The organism is Serratia sp. NCCP-200 (assembly GCF_059697885.1).
In genome coordinates this window covers 218419-233902 of sequence record NZ_BAAKUJ010000005.1, presented here as the reverse complement: position 1 = coordinate 233902, position 15484 = coordinate 218419, and the positions used below count along the sequence as shown (strand labels likewise).

Sequence of the window (15484 nt, the reverse complement as noted above, 5' to 3'; positions counted from 1 at the left end):
CGTCAATTACTTATCACGACCGGTCTCGTTGGCTCTCTCTCCTGCCAACGCGGCCAGTCGTTCTAATATCTTGCGCAATTTTTCCGGGCTCTGCGCCGCCAATCCCCGTAATGCATCCGCACTTTCCAGGCTCAAATGACGCATAGGCACCTCTGCCTGCTGGCCATTTTCCGTGCTTTTGCCGTGGTTTTGTACCTGGCTGCTGCCTTTTGCCATCAACGAGGGATTAATCCTGATGTCGATTGACGACAAAGATGGTAGAATTTGCGCTCGTAGTGCGGATAGCAGGCTGGGTTGTTCATAGCGTAAGCGCATCATCCAACTGGCATTGGCGGTTTCCAGCACTAAAATACCCTGTCTGAAGTTGGCGACACGGCACCAAGGGTGCAACTGAGCGGGCAATAACCCGTTCACGGCACGATTGAGTTTCAGTAGCGCAGTAGCGCGTTGCTGAACGTTATGCAGCGGTCCTTTCTCTGTTGCAGATGCGTCGTCAAACAGGATATCTAATAATTGTGGACGGCTATCGCGCATAATGGGCTCCGGCGGATAATAAACACGTGATCGGTATTCTAAATCGTTGGCGACAATTTGGCAGACGTTATTTCTGGCCTCATCTCCTGTTGGGGATGGTAGCGGCCACGCTTGGCGTACCGCAAAATCTGTCCGGCACCGTCGATCAAAGCGCATTACCGAGCACCTCGTCCAGCCTTAACCGGCAAAATTCCGTCAGTCACGCCTTTAACAGCCTGGCGTTACTGCAAGAAGTGCATCGTCGCCCAACGTTTAACGTTGATTACTGGCACCAGCATGCGCTTCGAACCGTCATCCGTCACCTCTCTTTTGCTTTGGCGCCTCAGGCCGTCTATGCCCGGGTGCAAGAAGCGGAGACCGTTGCGGTTGAACCTCCATTACAGGTGGCTCAGCTTGCTCTGCTCTCCACGCTCAATGCGCTACTGACGCACGAGCCAAAACCACCGACTATCATTCGTGATACCCATCACCCCATCGTTCCTTCTTTGGCGCAGCATCAGGCCGGGCTATGGCTCGCTCAGGTGCAAGGTATTCGCGCCGGGCCTGCAGCCCTCGGCTAATCTTTGCCCTCAGGGCAGCAAAAAAACAAACAACACAACAGCTTGTTGACGGCCATTATGGTGTCGTCGCGTAAGAGATATAAAGAATCATGTTAATCAAACTATTGACCAAAGTTTTTGGTAGCAGTAACGATCGTACCCTGCGCCGCATGCGTAAAGCGGTTGAGATGATCAACCGTATGGAACCAGACATGGAAAAACTGTCTGATAGCGAACTGCAGGCCAAGACCGACGAATTCCGCGCGCGTCTGAAAAAGGGCGAAGTGCTGGAAAGCCTGATCCCGGAAGCCTTCGCCGTAGTGCGTGAGGCCAGTAAGCGAGTCTTCGGCATGCGTCACTTCGACGTACAGTTGCTGGGCGGGATGGTGCTCAACGACCGCTGTATCGCCGAGATGCGTACCGGTGAAGGTAAGACCCTGACCGCAACCCTGCCTGCCTATCTGAACGCCCTGAGCGGCCGTGGTGTGCACGTGGTTACCGTCAACGACTACCTGGCCCAGCGTGACGCCGAAAACAACCGTCCGCTGTTCGAGTTCCTGGGGTTGAGCGTGGGTATCAACCTGCCTGGTATGCCTGCTCCGGCCAAGCGTGAAGCCTATGCCGCAGATATCACTTACGGTACCAACAACGAATACGGCTTTGACTATCTGCGTGACAACATGGCGTTCAGCCCGGAAGAGCGCGTACAGCGTAAGCTGCACTATGCGCTGGTGGATGAGGTTGACTCCATCCTGATCGACGAAGCGCGTACGCCGCTGATCATCTCCGGCCCGGCCGAAGACAGCTCAGAAATGTATAAGCGTGTTAATAAGCTGATCCCACAGCTGATCCGCCAGGAAAAAGAAGACTCCGACACCTTCCAGGGTGAAGGGCACTTCTCAGTCGATGAAAAAGCGCGTCAGGTTCACCTGACCGAACGCGGCCTGATCATGATCGAAGAGATGCTGATGGAAGCGGGCATCATGGATGAAGGCGAATCGCTGTATTCACCAACCAACATCATGCTGATGCACCACGTCACCGCCGCGCTGCGTGCCCACGTGCTGTTCACCCGCGACGTTGACTATATCGTTAAAGACGGTGAAGTCATTATCGTTGACGAACACACTGGCCGTACCATGCAGGGCCGCCGCTGGTCCGATGGTCTGCACCAGGCGGTAGAAGCCAAAGAAGGCGTAGAAATCCAGAACGAAAACCAGACGCTGGCTTCGATCACCTTCCAGAACTACTTCCGTCTCTATGAGAAACTGGCCGGTATGACCGGTACGGCGGACACTGAAGCCTTCGAATTCAGCTCCATCTACAAGCTCGATACCATCGTGGTGCCGACCAACCGCCCAATGATCCGTAAAGATATGCCGGATCTGGTCTACATGACCGAAAAAGAGAAGATCGCGGCGATCATTGAAGATATCCGTGAGCGTACTGCCAACGGCCAGCCGGTGCTGGTGGGGACTATCTCGATCGAGAAATCCGAAGTGGTTTCCCGTGAGCTGACCAAAGCAGGGATCGAACACAAGGTTCTGAACGCCAAATTCCACGCCATGGAAGCGGATATTGTGGCCAATGCGGGTCAGACTGCAGCGGTAACCATCGCCACCAACATGGCCGGCCGTGGTACCGATATCGTGTTGGGCGGCAGCTGGCAGAGCGAACTCTCCCATCTGGAAGATCCGACAGAAGAGCAGATTGCCGAAATCAAAGCGGCCTGGAAAATTCGCCACGACGCCGTATTGGCCGCTGGTGGCTTGCACATTATCGGTACCGAACGTCACGAATCACGCCGTATCGACAACCAGCTGCGTGGCCGTTCCGGCCGTCAGGGTGATGCCGGTTCTTCCCGCTTCTACCTGTCAATGGAAGATGCGCTGATGCGTATTTTCGCCTCGGATCGTGTTTCTGGCATGATGCGTAAACTGGGTATGAAGGATGGCGAAGCCATCGAGCACCCGTGGGTCACCAAAGCCATTGCCAATGCGCAACGCAAGGTTGAAAGCCGTAACTTCGATATTCGTAAGCAACTGCTGGAATATGATGACGTGGCCAACGACCAGCGCCGTGCGATCTACAGCCAGCGTAACGAATTGCTCGACGTGTCTGACGTCAGCGAAACCATCAACAGTATCCGTGAAGACGTGTTCAAAACCACCATCGACAGCTACATTCCGCCGCAGTCGCTGGAAGAGATGTGGGACGTGAAAGGGTTGGAAGAACGCCTGAAAAACGACTTCGATCTGGATATGCCGATCGCCGAGTGGTTGGATAAAGAGCCTGAGCTGCACGAAGAAACGCTGCGTGAGCGCATCATGGCGAAGGCGAAGGAAGATTACCTGCGCAAAGAAGAGGTTGTTGGCGCCGAAATGATGCGCAACTTCGAAAAAGGCGTGATGCTGCAGACGCTGGATTCCCTGTGGAAAGAGCACCTGGCGGCAATGGATTACCTGCGTCAGGGTATCCACCTGCGTGGCTATGCGCAAAAAGATCCGAAGCAGGAATATAAGCGTGAGTCCTTCAACATGTTTGCCACCATGCTGGAATCGCTGAAATATGAAGTGATCAGCGTGTTGAGCAAGGTTCAGGTACGCATGCCGGAAGAGGTTGAAGCTCTGGAGCTGCAACGCCGCGAAGAAGCAGAGCGTCTGGCACGCCAGCAACAGCTGAGCCACCAGGAAGAAAATGCCCTGGCGGTCACCGATCCGAACGCTCCTGCTGTTGCCGAACGTAAAGTAGGGCGTAACGATCCTTGCCCATGCGGTTCCGGTAAGAAATACAAGCAGTGCCACGGCCGCCTGCAAAAGTAAGCCGGGTGCAGTGAACAGTTAACGGTAAGGGCTCAGCATGCTGAGCCCTTTTTTTAAGTAGTAACTTCTGGAGGATGCGATGAAGCACCTGAACATCGCCGTAGGGATTATCCGTAACCCACAGCAGGAAATCTTCATCACACGCCGCGCTGCGGATTCGCACATGGCTGGCTTTTGGGAATTCCCTGGCGGCAAGATTGAGCAGGGCGAAACGCCGGAGCAGGCATTAGGCCGCGAATTGCTGGAAGAAACCGGGATCCGCGCCAATCAGGCACGGTTACTGGAGGTGCTGGAACACCGCTTCACCGATCGGATCGTAACGCTGAATTTCTATCTGGTGGAGGATTGGAAGGGCGAGCCCTATGGCCGTGAAGGCCAGCCGATGCGTTGGGTAAAGCAGGCCGACCTGCGTGAGGAAGAGTTCCCCGAAGCCAACGTCAGTATCATCAAGCTGTTGGTGGCGCAGGCCAGTGCCGTGTAGTTAATTTTCGGCCTGGCAAGGCCAGGCCAATAATACCGTTTTAATGGTTGTTGCTGTCTCTGTCTTCACTCCAATCTTCACTTTCGTTCAGATCTTCGTTGCTCGGAATGCGCTTCTCTTCATCGGCCCATTCACCCAGATCGATCAGCTGGCAGCGCTTGCAGCAGAATGGACGATATGGGCTCACTTCACCCCATACCACGCCTTTGCCACAGGTTGGACATTTTACTACGGTCATATTCATTCCTTTCTCCCTCTTAAACCCAAGGGGTGATTAACAGCAGGCCAGCTCAAAGGTAAGACGCTCTGGCACTGTGCCGTTTTCGCTGTCTAGCGGCAGGAAACGGATGGCATAGCGCGTCTTGTGGCCGGAAATCTGCGGGTAAAGCTGGTAAGCCAGATTAATACGCAAGCGTAACAGATCGGCCCCTTCGGCGTTATCCTGGAAGAAGCCGTTGAGGCTGATCTGATTGCGGAACGGCCCGGCCTGGCGCACCAGATCCAACACGATGGTCAGCGCCTGATTCAAGGGTTCGAGGGTTTGCAACCACTCTGCCACGTCGGCATCACGCTCATTTTGTGCCACATGCATCCACATATGCAGTGTAGGCAAATCAAAGCTGCAACAGCCACCGGGGATGCTCAGACGTTGGCGAACCAGGCTAATCAGCCGGTCTTCACGCAGCGCCTGGCCCATACGCGGAGCAGACATCAGTGCAGATGCACAGCCTTTCAACTGGCTGCGTAGCTGATTGACCACCGAGATATCGACACCGGGCAATTCTGCCCACTGCAGTAATTTTTGCTGCTGGCGTTCCAGTTCTTTGAGCAATTCGGTGCGTACTTCGCCACGTTCCAATACGTCCAGCAGGTCTGCAACGGTACGGAAAAAGGTCAGGGCGATAGCAGTTTCGCTCAGTGCTCTTTGGCCATGCAGTTGTTGTAATAAAAACTCGATCCGCAGCCAGGTGCGCATTTTTTCATTTAACGGGTGTTCAAAGAGAACGGTCGGGGAAGCGTCACTCATTCGGTGTGATCCTGTCGGGTCGCTGAGGTTGCCAGCTCAATATAGTGTTGATGCAATGCGGCGACATGGGATTCAATTCCTTGTGCGCTACCGCTATTGTCAATTACGTCATCCGCCACGGCCAGACGTTGTTCGCGCGTGGCCTGTGCAGACAGAATATTCAGCGCCTGCTGACGGCTGATGCCGTCGCGGGCCATGGTTCTGGCTAATTGTGTTTCGCTGTCGACATCCACCACTAAAACGCGGTCGGCACGATCCTGCAGGCCGTTTTCTACCAGCAAGGGGACTACCCATAGTACGTAACAACTCTGGGCGTTGGCTAGTTGGCGTTGCGTTTCCCGCTGTATCTGCGGGTGCAGCAACTGGTTTAGCCAGCGCTTTTCGTCGGGATCGCTGAAGATCCTCTGACGCAAAGCCGCACGGTTGAGGGATCCGTCCTTCAGCAACATTTCATTACCAAAATGTGCCGCAATGGCGTCCAATGCCGGTGTTCCAGGCTCAACAACCTGGCGAGCAATGATATCCGCATCCACAATGGCCACGCCAAAACGTGCAAAGGCGTTGGCAACGGTGGATTTACCGCTGCCGATACCGCCGGTTAATGCCACTAGGTAGGCCATGGTCAAAGGGGATCCTGATATTCACCAAAAATAATAAACGAATCATAAAGCGATCGCGCAGAAGTGCAAGCGGGTGCGTGTGACTTGCCCTGCGCTTGGTGTTTTGATAGGGGGTAATTTGAGCCGCGGCATTGGGAAAATGAGGCGGCAATCACATTGGGATGTCGCAGGTAAATTTGTGGGATTGTACCGTAAATAAAGGCGAAATCGCAGTCTTGCCGAGCGATTATTAGTGCGTATGATAACACCACTGGAACTGGCAATAACAATACCCGCCGCCTTTCAAGCTGAAACTTGAAATTCATCGGGTAGTGGTTCGAAATCCCCTTGCGATCCGTCGCCAAAAACCAGGAAATCATAAGTCATGCGTATTGAAGAAGATTTGAAGTTAGGCTTTAAAGATGTGTTGATCCGCCCAAAGCGTTCCACGCTGAAAAGCCGCTCGGAAGTTGAACTGGAGCGCCAGTTTACCTTCAAACATTCAGGTTACAACTGGTCCGGTGTGCCGATTATTGCCGCCAATATGGATACGGTTGGCACCTTCCGCATGGCCGAGGCCCTGGCAACCTTCGACGTTCTTACCGCCGTTCATAAACACTACACCGTTGAGCAATGGGCCGAGTTTGTTCAGCGCTCGTCCGACTCCGTGTTGCGTCATGTGATGGTGTCTACCGGCACTTCTGAAGCCGACTTCGTCAAGATGAAGCAGATCCTGGCACTTTCCCCGGCGTTGAAATTTATCTGCATCGACGTGGCCAACGGTTATTCCGAACACTTTGTTGCCTTCCTGAAAAAAGCCCGTGAAGCTTGCCCTAGCCATGTGATCTGCGCGGGTAACGTGGTTACCGGTGAAATGGTGGAAGAGCTGGTGCTGTCCGGTGCCGACATCGTCAAGGTCGGGATTGGTCCTGGTTCGGTCTGTACCACCCGTGTGAAAACCGGTGTGGGCTATCCGCAGCTTTCCGCGGTGATCGAATGTGCCGATGCTGCACACGGTCTGGGTGGGCAGATTGTCAGCGATGGCGGTTGTTCCGTACCGGGTGATGTGGCGAAAGCCTTCGGCGGCGGCGCAGACTTTGTCATGCTGGGCGGGATGTTGGCTGGGCATGACGAATGTGAAGGCACCGTGGTGGAAGAAAACGGTGAGAAGTTCATGCTGTTCTACGGTATGAGCTCAGAGTCTGCCATGAAACGCCATGTGGGCGGTGTAGCTGGCTACCGTGCTGCGGAAGGTAAAACCGTCAAGCTGCCGCTGCGTGGTGAAGTCGAGTTTACCGTGCGCGATATCCTCGGTGGCCTGCGTTCTGCCTGTACTTATGTGGGCGCAGAACGTCTGAAAGAGCTGACCAAACGCACCACCTTTATCCGCGTAGCGGAGCAGGAAAACCGCGTTTTCGGCAGCAAATAATTGCCTGACCTGGTTGGGGCGCAGCAATGCTGCGCCCGTATCAAACAGGGCAAAAATTGAAAAGCATTACCCCAATACATTCCCCAGTTGGAATATCGGCAAATACATCGCGATCACCAACGTACCCACAATCCCGCCAACCACTATCATCAACAACGGCTCCAGCGTTTGTGCCAGCGTATCGGCGAGCTCATAGGTCTGTTGTTCGTGCCAAAGCGCCAGCTTGTCCAACAGGACATCGAGCGTGCCGGACTCTTCCCCCACCCGCACTAATTGCTGGCATAGCGAAGGAAACAGCGGCTGTTGAGCTAGTGCGCTATGGAAGGGATACCCTTGAGAGAGCTGCTGTTCGATCGCCGTCAGCGCCTGGCAATAAAACACAATATTCACCGATAGCTTCGCGGCGCTTAGCCCTGCTACCAGCGTCAATCCGGCCTGCTGCGTCATGGCCAGAATACGGAACACCTGGCTCAGGCAATTGCCCTTGACCAACGAGGCAATCAACGGAATGCGTAGCAACATTGCCTGCTCCCGTTGTTGCCAATCGGCTAACGGATGCAACCTGCGCCAATAAAATCCTGCCAGCCCAGCCACCGTGAGTAATAGATAAGGCCCGGTATCGATCAATGCGCCGGACAGTGCCAGCAGCCCTTGAGTAAACCAGGGCAAGGGAGCGTCGAATGACTGATAAATCTTGGCAAACTCTGGCAGCACCATCACCAACATCAGTATGGTGACTGAAATGGCCACCAGGCAGATAAACAGCGGGTAGCGCAGCGCCTTCAGCACTTTTTTCTGTAGCCTTTGCTGAGCTTCCTGTTGCTGTGCCAACTGTAGGCAGCAGCGATCCAGATTACCCGTCAATTCGCCGATGGCGATCAGCTGGCGGTAGATTAGCGGGAATATGCGATGTTGGTCTGCGATCACCTCGGAAAAGGGTTGCCCCATCGCCACGCTATTGCTGATTTCCAGCAACAGACAGCGCCAGGCCGCCGACTGATGCTCCTGAGCCAGTAACTGTAGGCTATTGACCAGCGGTAACCCGGCTTGCAGCAGAGTTGCCAACTGACGGGTGAATTGGGTCATCGGCTCGCCACGCCATTGACGTGCGGAGACCCGTTTCCCCGCCCCCAACTGGTAAGGCTGCAATCCTTGCTCCAGCAAATGCTGATAGACCTGATTTTTCTCCTCCGCCAGCAGTTCGCCACTGCGAATTCCACCTTGGCTATCGATGGCTTGCCAAACAAACAGACGGCGAGTTTTCATGCTGTACTCTCACCTTGAGTGTTCACTCCGACTACGCGGTACAGTTCCTCCAGCGAGGTTATTCCCTGGGCGACCAGCTCCAGGCCCGCTTGTAGCAGCGTTGTTTGGCCCTGCTGCTGTGCGATATCGGCCAACTGGAGCACCGAGGCATTTTGCATCAGGGCATTTTGGATTTCGGGCGTGATCCTCAGCAGTTCGTAAACGCCGACCCGGCCGTAATAACCGCCAAAGCAATGCTCACAACCAGCTGCACGCCACGGGATCAGGGGTTCCGGCCAAAGGGTAGCCGGGAAGTGCAGGATCTCAACTTGTGGATAGCGGCAATGGGGGCACAAACGTCGCACCAGGCGTTGGGCGATCACCAGTTTCAGGCAGGCCGCCAGCAGGTAACCGGGAATGCCCATTTGGGTCAGGCGGGTCAACGTTTCGCAGGTGGAGTTGGTGTGCAGGGTCGATAGCACCAAATGCCCGGTTTGTGCCGCCTTGACGGCAATTTCTGCCGTTTCTTTATCGCGGATCTCGCCGATCATGATGACATCCGGATCCTGGCGCAGCAGGGCCCGTAACACGCGAGCGAAGTCCAGATCGGTTTTGCTGTTGATCTGCGTCTGATTAATACCGAACACCGGGATCTCGATGGGATCTTCAACGCTGCACAGGTTGCTCTGCGCATCGTTCAACTGGCGTAACCCGCTGTACAGAGTCACGGTTTTACCGCTGCCGGTCGGGCCGGTTACCAGGATCATGCCTTGCGGGTTGCAGAGGGCATTGGCATACCACCCAAGTGCTTCCAGACTCATACCAAGCTGCTCGAGCGGCAGCTCCTGGCGATCGGTTTGCAGGATCCTCAGCACCACCTTTTCGCCATGCAGCGTGGGTAGGGTGGAGATCCGCATTGAGAAACTGGCATTATCCAGCTGCACGCTGAGTTGGCCGTCCTGTGGCAGGCGGCGCTCGGCGATATCCAGTTGCCCCATGATCTTCAGCCTGGCAGTGATCCTGGCCGCCAGCGAAAAGGGCGGAGAGGCGATCGCCTGTAGCACACCGTCGATCCTGAGTCTGACGCGGAACCTCTGCTGATAAGGTTCAAAATGCACGTCAGAGGCACGCCGTTGAATGGCGCTACGCAGCGTTTGGTTAATATATTGCACGACGGGTGTGTCGCTGTCGTCGTTAAGCGAAGGGGGCCGCTCCTCGGTATTTTCCGGCGGTGGAACCAGGGCGAGGGATTGCCGCTGATTCTGTGCCTGTTCCAGCCGCGCAACGGGCCATTGCTCAATCCCCACGCTTTTGCCGGTGGCGAAACGCAGAGCGCTCACCAGTGCCGCAGGGATTTCACCATGCAGGGCGATAGTCAGCCGCTGCTCGTCTTCGCTGAGTGCCAGTGCCTGATAGCGTTGGCACAGTGCGTGGATTTCATCGCTGATTTCCATGCCGCCTCCCCTTTACTGCGCTGCATCATCAAAACGGAAAACTTCCTGGCAGGTTTCCTGCAGGCTGGAGTTACTACTGCTGCATTGGCGTGTCCAGCGCATGGGGCCGGTGGAGTCCATTGTGGGAGCCAGCGTCACCGTCAGGCCTTGCAGGCTCTGTGTGCCGACCAGGCTGATGGTTCCCCCGGTGACCTTGATACTGCTGACGTAACGAGTTGCCGCCCCTGCAGGTATCCCTTTGCTGCCAGCATCGCAGCCAGATGGGCCACCGCCTTCCAATGCGCACAATTCAACCGCCATTTTGTACGGCACCATGGCCTGCAACATATCGGTCATGGCGGCCTTCTGGATATAGCGCTGATAGGCGGGAATGCCAATGGCGCTGAGGATGGCGACGATGGCAATCACCACCATTAATTCGATCAGGGTAAAACCGCGTTGTGTTTCCATCTGTTGTTTCCTCCGTGTCATCAGGAGGCAACGTTAAAATGGCCAACAGCGGGTGGCGAGGGAGGAATGCGGATTATGCGTGGCTGTTCCACCACAATACGTCCGTGTTACGCGGCGTTGAAAAATAATGCGTATTGCATCACAACCGGGAGGAAATGATGCCTGTTTGCGTATTACCTCATCCGCCAGAGCCGTTGACTAAGCTGGAAAGCGTCCGTTTTTTATCTAAAATTTCCCACTCACAAGGTATGATTATTCTTATGAGGTAAGAATGATCCTGCATTTGGCTTTTTTAATTAATGCGATAACGATAGGGTTTAACCCTGTTTTTTAGAGTGTGGCACCTGTTTTTTCTAAGAATAATCCTTCATCAATAATTCCGTAATATAATTCTTATATAATATTTATCAATAAAAATACCATTGATCTGCTTTGGAGATCACGGTATCTTTGCCCTCGCCGTAACAGAGAAGTTAATAAATATCATCTATTCTGCGCTTTAATAAAGGCATGGGTTATCGTGCCTTTATATTGAGCGTAGATTTGTTCTATCGTTGATGATAGACATAACTAGGGCTATTTATTTCACTTTTATATAAGGATGATGTTGTGAAAAAATTAAACGTTTCTGAAGCTAATACAATCGTTGGCGGCACTTGCAAAACCTGTAGCGTTGAGTATGTAAACCTTACTCCAACCACTTGTAATGCTGTTACCACTTGTGTAGACAAAGATGGCAAAGTTGTTAGCGTTGACAGCAAGCCAGTTGCCCTGAGCAGCTGCCCTGCGCAGCCATAATGTAAACATTGGTTTCCTGTTTGACAGGAACTAATACCAGTGCTGGTGCGGTAGGATTTATCGCATCAGCCTGTTTGATTCTCGTGCATTTTTAATGGACAGGGATGTGACTGCTGCAAGGATTATTGCAGCCTGCCTGACTAAAACAATCAATATCCCTCCGTTATTAAGTGCTAATCGATTTACCCTTATACATTAAGGTTTGTGATTGTTCACACGCAACCTTGAAAGATTTTGGGTATATGTATTTTAGGACGTAGCGCTCATGTTCAAGAAGCCATTTTATCTTTTCGCCTATACCCTTTTGGTTATTATTATATCTTCGCTGATCACCACGGCTTATTTTCACTATTTTGTGCTGAATCAGAATGCCGGTCCTGAACAACAGGCTCTGACTATGGTTAGCGAGAGCGACGTTAAAACCAGCCCGATAAACACGGATAATACGATTATCGAGATCTTCTCTTACGGCTGCCACTATTGCGCCTTGAACGAAGAGAATGTTGCCAAGATGGAAGCGCGGATGCCCGCCGGGACTCAACTGGTCCGTGTGCATATCGCCAACCAAAACAATGATGGCCTGGCGAGCTTTGCCCCGTTGTTTGCCACGCTGACGGTGATGGGCATTGAACCACAGCACCGTGAGAGCGCTTATAACGCCATTATCAAAGGTAAAATTGATTTAAGTAACCCGGTCAATCGCGATAAATGGTTAACGAAAAACGGTATCGATCTTGATGCCTATAACAAGGCAAGCCAGACACCGCAGGTAGCAGAGCTACTGGACTATATGACCAAAGTATCCGGGCATTACAAAATCAGGGCGACCCCAACGTTTATCGTCAACAAAAAGTGGATGGCCGTGCAGGATCGCGATTTCCCTGAGTTTGCCGATCATCTGCTGTCATTGTTGCAGAATGATAAACCGCTGGAGAAATAATGCGTTTATTTGCCGTATGGATATATCTGACGTGGAGAGAGGCGCTCACAGGCATTGCTCGCGGTTTGTTGCCCTTGCGCAGGGCATACGGCAAGACGGTTTGTTGGCTGCTGCGCCATGGCAGCTACCGTTGGTTCCTTGGGTTGGCGGCACTGGGCCGCTGGCTGCGATTAGGTAACCGGGGCGATCGTCGGCGCGCCTTTGTGGCCGAGGCGAACAAGCAATCTCTGCTCGGGGCTGACTATCAAGGGAATTTTGCCCGCACCAGTCAGCGCCGCCGTTTACTGGAGCTGGCCGCAACCTACGGTCAGAGCCCTCAGGTCGCAGCTCAACTGGCTCGCTGCCAGGCAGAACTTAATGCGGTCGTCGAGCCTTTGCATCAGGCTGGGCACCCAGTGGTGCTGGCACCGCTGCATATGCTCTCTGACGTGCTGGCCGGTATGGTCGGTGCTGGGGTCTTTCCGGGAAAGGCGACGGCGATAGTTTCCGTTAGCGTTGAGGTGTATCACGCCAGGGCGCGGGAATTAGGGGGCGTTAACCTGTCCTATTGCTCGATCCATGATGATAACCGGGAAATTGCCGGCAATCTGATGGGCGCGATTATGGAAGCGGCCGATCATCAACGCAATATCATGATTTTTCCGGATATCTCGCCGGATTACACCGTCAATACCAATAAGGCGCAAACGGCAAAGCTCAGTTGTCGTTTGTTTGATCGCCCGGCCAATTTGCACAGCGGCGTGATCCGCATTGCCCGAGCGCTGTCGGCTCAGGTGGTGTTTTATTACCTGTATTACGACAAAGAGATAAAAATCCACATTGACCCGCCGATGCCGGCGCGCAGTGTGAAAGCCAGGCTGCCGGAAATTGTTGAGAGTTCGATCGTCCGGCACCCCGAGGACTGGCTGTTATGGCACGCACATTCGTTATTTTTTATCAATGAATAAACCGGAAATTGAAGAAGTCAGATCATGGAAAAGATAATCCCGACGCTGGTGTTTCAAGGCGAAACTAACGAATGTGGGCTGGCCTGCATCGCCATGATGGCGGAAACCCAGGGGATTGATGTCTCGCTGGAAAGCCTGCGTGAACGCTATCCGGCATCGCAGCATGGCACCTCGCTGGCCAGGCTGTGCGATATCATGGGCGAATTGGCGATGCCCGCTTATCCCGTGGCTTTTGAGCATGACGAACTGGCAGAACTGCCGCTGCCCGCCATTTTGCATTATGGCGCCAGCCATTACGTGGTGCTGGCCTACCGTAAAGGCAACCATGTCTGCGTAATGAATCCGGGCATCGGCCAACAACTGCTGCCTATCGATGCGCTAAAGCTGGACATTAGCGGCTATGCGCTGGTGCTGGACAATGAAACCCAGCCCGATCCGCAGGCGCTGGCCAACGTGCAGCGCAGTAAGCGCTTTCGCATGTTCGACACCATGAGTCTGAAAGAAACGGCACGTATCCCCGGCATTTACCGGTTGATGATACTGGCGTTTCTGATCTCGTTAACCCTGTTTATCATGCCGACGATGGTCAGTAGCGCCATCAACCAGGTCTTTTCCTCTGCGGGAAAAACAGATTTCCCCTATTTTTACTTCCTGCTGGCGTTTGTCGTTTCGACCACGTTGGCCTTCGGCGTGCGCTGGATCACCGAGCGATTTATTAAACGTTTCGTGGTGGTCAACAGCGTGGCGGGCTTCTCGCGCTTGCTGAGTAACTCGCTGAACTTCTTTGATAAACGTGCACCAGGTGACGTGTTTAGCCGCTTTGCCAGTTGGCAGATGGCCTCGGGCATTAAAATCGAGCTGGATAACGGCCTGCGTACCGACTGGATCATCGGTGCCATCGCGCTAGCGGTGATGTGCTATATGAGCCCGCTGCTGGCCATGGTGTCTGGCATCAGTGTCACCCTGATGGGGCTGGTTAGCGTCTGGGCCATCTATCGTGACCGCTATTTTACCCAGCAAATGCAGGTCAAAACGGCCGATCAGAGCGACTTTATCCTGGAGAGCATTCAAGGGTTCGCCACCATTAAGTCTGCAGGGCTCGATAGTCAACGCAAGGGCCTGTTTGCCAAATATGCCCTGGCGCTGTTTACCTGCCGCCAGCAACAGAGAATGTACGAGCAGGTCAAAAGCAGCCTGTATCAGCTGATCGGTAGCCTGGAGATGGTGCTGTTTATGTTCCTGGCGCTGCCGTTGTTGAAAAACGAAACTATCACGCTCGGGGAGTTCTTTGCCTATAGCTTTGTGCGTGAAATTTTCACCTCTTACATCACCAAAATTTTCTATTCCATCCTGCAAAAGAATCAGCTGAACGTGATTGATACCCGCGCGCGGGATCTGTTTCCGTCACGTTCTGCACCGGAGCCAGGCAATGATGCGGTCCCTGCGCCCATCCCGTCGTTCACCTCGCAGCTGCGTTATCACCATATCGCCTTTGCCTATGACGCCCAGCAACCGGTGCTGCACGATCTTTCGCTGTCGCTCACGCCGGGCCAAAGCATTGCCATTGTCGGTGAATCTGGCGCGGGTAAAAGCACCTTGCTGAAGGTAATGACCGGCCTGATGCCACCACAGCAAGGGGACGTCATGGTGGATGGCCAGCCGCTCGATTATCAGCAGGTGCACGCGCTGTTCTTCCTGCAAAGCCAGGAGGACATCTTGTTCAATGCCACGGTGTTGGAAAACATCACGCTGTTTGATGAGAACTTTAATGAGCAAAAGCATCGGCAGATTGAGCGTTCGCTGGAGGGGCTGAATCTTGCCCCGGTGATCGAGAAATTGCCGGGCGGCCTGAATGCCCTGATCCGTGAAAGCCATGCTGGGCTGTCTCAGGGGCAACGCCAACGTCTACTGTTGGCTCGGGCCATGTACAGCGATCGCCCAGTGCTGGTGCTTGATGAACCTACGGCCAATCTGGATGAAGAAACGGCGCATCAGGTGATGGCCACCTTGCTTGCGCATTGTCGCGAACGGCATAAAACGTTGATCACCGTGACTCACAGCGAGAGCGTATTACCGATGTTTGATCGGGTGTTCCGCGTGAGCAATGGCCATGTGGCCAGCGTCGAAACATCACCGACACTGATTACGGCGGTGTGCTGATGAAGCTGAAACGGGTTGGCATAACCAAACGCTGGCTGGTGCCGATGGCCTTGCTGTGT

At 53.8% G+C, this 15484-nt stretch carries 15 protein-coding genes; 8 read left to right on the top strand and 7 right to left on the bottom strand.

Annotation, left to right across the window (positions count from 1 at the left end; all coding sequences use genetic code 11):
- Positions 1-6: 6 nt before the first annotated feature.
- Positions 7-534 (bottom strand): DUF721 domain-containing protein, encoded by a 528-nt coding sequence (locus tag AC6HVW_RS17630; protein ID WP_071682182.1) that lies wholly within the window; start codon positions 532-534, stop codon positions 7-9.
- A gap of 26 nt (positions 535-560) precedes the next feature.
- Here AC6HVW_RS17630 and secM point away from each other — a divergent pair, with 26 nt between their 5' ends.
- The 3 genes from secM to mutT all read left to right on the top strand — a co-directional run bounded on the left by secM (position 561) and on the right by mutT (position 4376).
- Positions 561-1094: a secA translation cis-regulator SecM gene (gene secM / locus AC6HVW_RS17625; RefSeq protein WP_024483520.1), complete on the top strand. Its 534-nt coding sequence runs from the start codon at positions 561-563 to the stop codon at positions 1092-1094.
- 89 nt (positions 1095-1183) lie between these two features.
- Entirely contained in the window at positions 1184-3895 is a 2712-nt protein-coding gene (secA, locus tag AC6HVW_RS17620) for a preprotein translocase subunit SecA (protein ID WP_021179333.1), read from the top strand.
- A gap of 79 nt (positions 3896-3974) precedes the next feature.
- The gene (gene mutT / locus AC6HVW_RS17615; protein WP_059199744.1) at positions 3975-4376 is read left to right on the top strand and encodes an 8-oxo-dGTP diphosphatase MutT; all 402 of its coding nucleotides are present in this window, start codon (positions 3975-3977) and stop codon (positions 4374-4376) included.
- A gap of 40 nt (positions 4377-4416) precedes the next feature.
- Here mutT and yacG read toward each other — a convergent pair whose 3' ends face one another.
- Genes yacG through coaE form a run of 3 tightly spaced genes read right to left on the bottom strand, consistent with a single transcriptional unit; the run spans position 4417 to position 6023 of the window.
- Complete coding sequence (gene yacG, locus AC6HVW_RS17610) at positions 4417-4620, bottom strand: DNA gyrase inhibitor YacG (protein ID WP_223498881.1); 204 nt, start codon at positions 4618-4620, stop codon at positions 4417-4419.
- Positions 4621-4650: 30 nt separating this feature from the next.
- On the bottom strand, positions 4651-5403 hold the full coding sequence (zapD, locus tag AC6HVW_RS17605; RefSeq protein WP_059199745.1) for a cell division protein ZapD: 753 nt from the start codon (positions 5401-5403) through the stop codon (positions 4651-4653).
- Complete coding sequence (coaE, locus tag AC6HVW_RS17600) at positions 5400-6023, bottom strand: dephospho-CoA kinase (protein WP_071682183.1); 624 nt, start codon at positions 6021-6023, stop codon at positions 5400-5402. The genes zapD and coaE overlap by 4 nt, the downstream gene beginning before the upstream one ends.
- Before the next feature lie 364 nt (positions 6024-6387).
- Here coaE and AC6HVW_RS17595 point away from each other — a divergent pair, with 364 nt between their 5' ends.
- Positions 6388-7431, top strand: a complete 1044-nt coding sequence (locus tag AC6HVW_RS17595) for a GMP reductase (protein ID WP_021179338.1) — start codon at positions 6388-6390, stop codon at positions 7429-7431.
- A 66-nt stretch (positions 7432-7497) separates the two neighbouring features.
- On the opposite strand, the gene hofC is transcribed toward AC6HVW_RS17595, so the two are convergent.
- The 3 genes from hofC to ppdD are packed head-to-tail and all read right to left on the bottom strand — an operon-like array spanning position 7498 to position 10580.
- Entirely contained in the window at positions 7498-8697 is a 1200-nt protein-coding gene (gene hofC, locus AC6HVW_RS17590) for a protein transport protein HofC (RefSeq protein WP_071682184.1), read from the bottom strand.
- Entirely contained in the window at positions 8694-10130 is a 1437-nt protein-coding gene (gspE, locus tag AC6HVW_RS17585) for a type II secretion system protein GspE (RefSeq protein WP_071682185.1), read from the bottom strand. Before gspE ends, hofC begins: the two co-directional genes overlap by 4 nt.
- A gap of 12 nt (positions 10131-10142) precedes the next feature.
- A complete protein-coding gene (gene ppdD, locus AC6HVW_RS17580) occupies positions 10143-10580 on the bottom strand; it encodes a prepilin peptidase-dependent pilin (RefSeq protein ID WP_071682186.1) in 438 nt (145 codons plus the stop codon).
- 609 nt (positions 10581-11189) lie between these two features.
- On the opposite strand from ppdD, the gene AC6HVW_RS17575 reads away from it, so the two are divergent.
- From AC6HVW_RS17575 to AC6HVW_RS17560, 4 genes are all read left to right on the top strand, one after another.
- Positions 11190-11378 (top strand): DUF4762 family protein, encoded by a 189-nt coding sequence (locus AC6HVW_RS17575; RefSeq protein WP_071682187.1) that lies wholly within the window; start codon positions 11190-11192, stop codon positions 11376-11378.
- A 265-nt stretch (positions 11379-11643) separates the two neighbouring features.
- The gene (locus tag AC6HVW_RS17570; RefSeq protein WP_059199750.1) at positions 11644-12318 is read left to right on the top strand and encodes a DsbA family protein; all 675 of its coding nucleotides are present in this window, start codon (positions 11644-11646) and stop codon (positions 12316-12318) included.
- Positions 12318-13265, top strand: coding sequence for a hypothetical protein (locus AC6HVW_RS17565; protein ID WP_059199751.1), 948 nt, complete (start codon positions 12318-12320; stop codon positions 13263-13265). The genes AC6HVW_RS17570 and AC6HVW_RS17565 overlap by 1 nt, the downstream gene beginning before the upstream one ends.
- Before the next feature lie 24 nt (positions 13266-13289).
- On the top strand, positions 13290-15425 hold the full coding sequence (locus AC6HVW_RS17560) for a peptidase domain-containing ABC transporter (protein ID WP_071682188.1): 2136 nt from the start codon (positions 13290-13292) through the stop codon (positions 15423-15425).
- Positions 15426-15484: the final 59 nt, after the last annotated feature.

Bases quoted from the DNA above. Each gene is read 5' to 3' on its own strand.
- AC6HVW_RS17630 (WP_071682182.1), bottom strand. From the start codon at position 534: ATGCGCGATAGCCGTCCACAATTATTAGATATCCTGTTTGACGACGCA.
- secA (WP_021179333.1), top strand. From the start codon at position 1,184: ATGTTAATCAAACTATTGACCAAAGTTTTTGGTAGCAGTAACGATCGT.
- mutT (WP_059199744.1), top strand. From the start codon at position 3,975: ATGAAGCACCTGAACATCGCCGTAGGGATTATCCGTAACCCACAGCAG.
- yacG (WP_223498881.1), bottom strand. From the start codon at position 4,620: ATGAATATGACCGTAGTAAAATGTCCAACCTGTGGCAAAGGCGTGGTA.
- zapD (WP_059199745.1), bottom strand. From the start codon at position 5,403: ATGAGTGACGCTTCCCCGACCGTTCTCTTTGAACACCCGTTAAATGAA.
- coaE (WP_071682183.1), bottom strand. From the start codon at position 6,023: ATGGCCTACCTAGTGGCATTAACCGGCGGTATCGGCAGCGGTAAATCC.
- AC6HVW_RS17595 (WP_021179338.1), top strand. From the start codon at position 6,388: ATGCGTATTGAAGAAGATTTGAAGTTAGGCTTTAAAGATGTGTTGATC.
- hofC (WP_071682184.1), bottom strand. From the start codon at position 8,697: ATGAAAACTCGCCGTCTGTTTGTTTGGCAAGCCATCGATAGCCAAGGT.
- gspE (WP_071682185.1), bottom strand. From the start codon at position 10,130: ATGGAAATCAGCGATGAAATCCACGCACTGTGCCAACGCTATCAGGCA.
- ppdD (WP_071682186.1), bottom strand. From the start codon at position 10,580: ATGGAAACACAACGCGGTTTTACCCTGATCGAATTAATGGTGGTGATT.
- AC6HVW_RS17570 (WP_059199750.1), top strand. From the start codon at position 11,644: ATGTTCAAGAAGCCATTTTATCTTTTCGCCTATACCCTTTTGGTTATT.
- AC6HVW_RS17565 (WP_059199751.1), top strand. From the start codon at position 12,318: ATGCGTTTATTTGCCGTATGGATATATCTGACGTGGAGAGAGGCGCTC.
- AC6HVW_RS17560 (WP_071682188.1), top strand. From the start codon at position 13,290: ATGGAAAAGATAATCCCGACGCTGGTGTTTCAAGGCGAAACTAACGAA.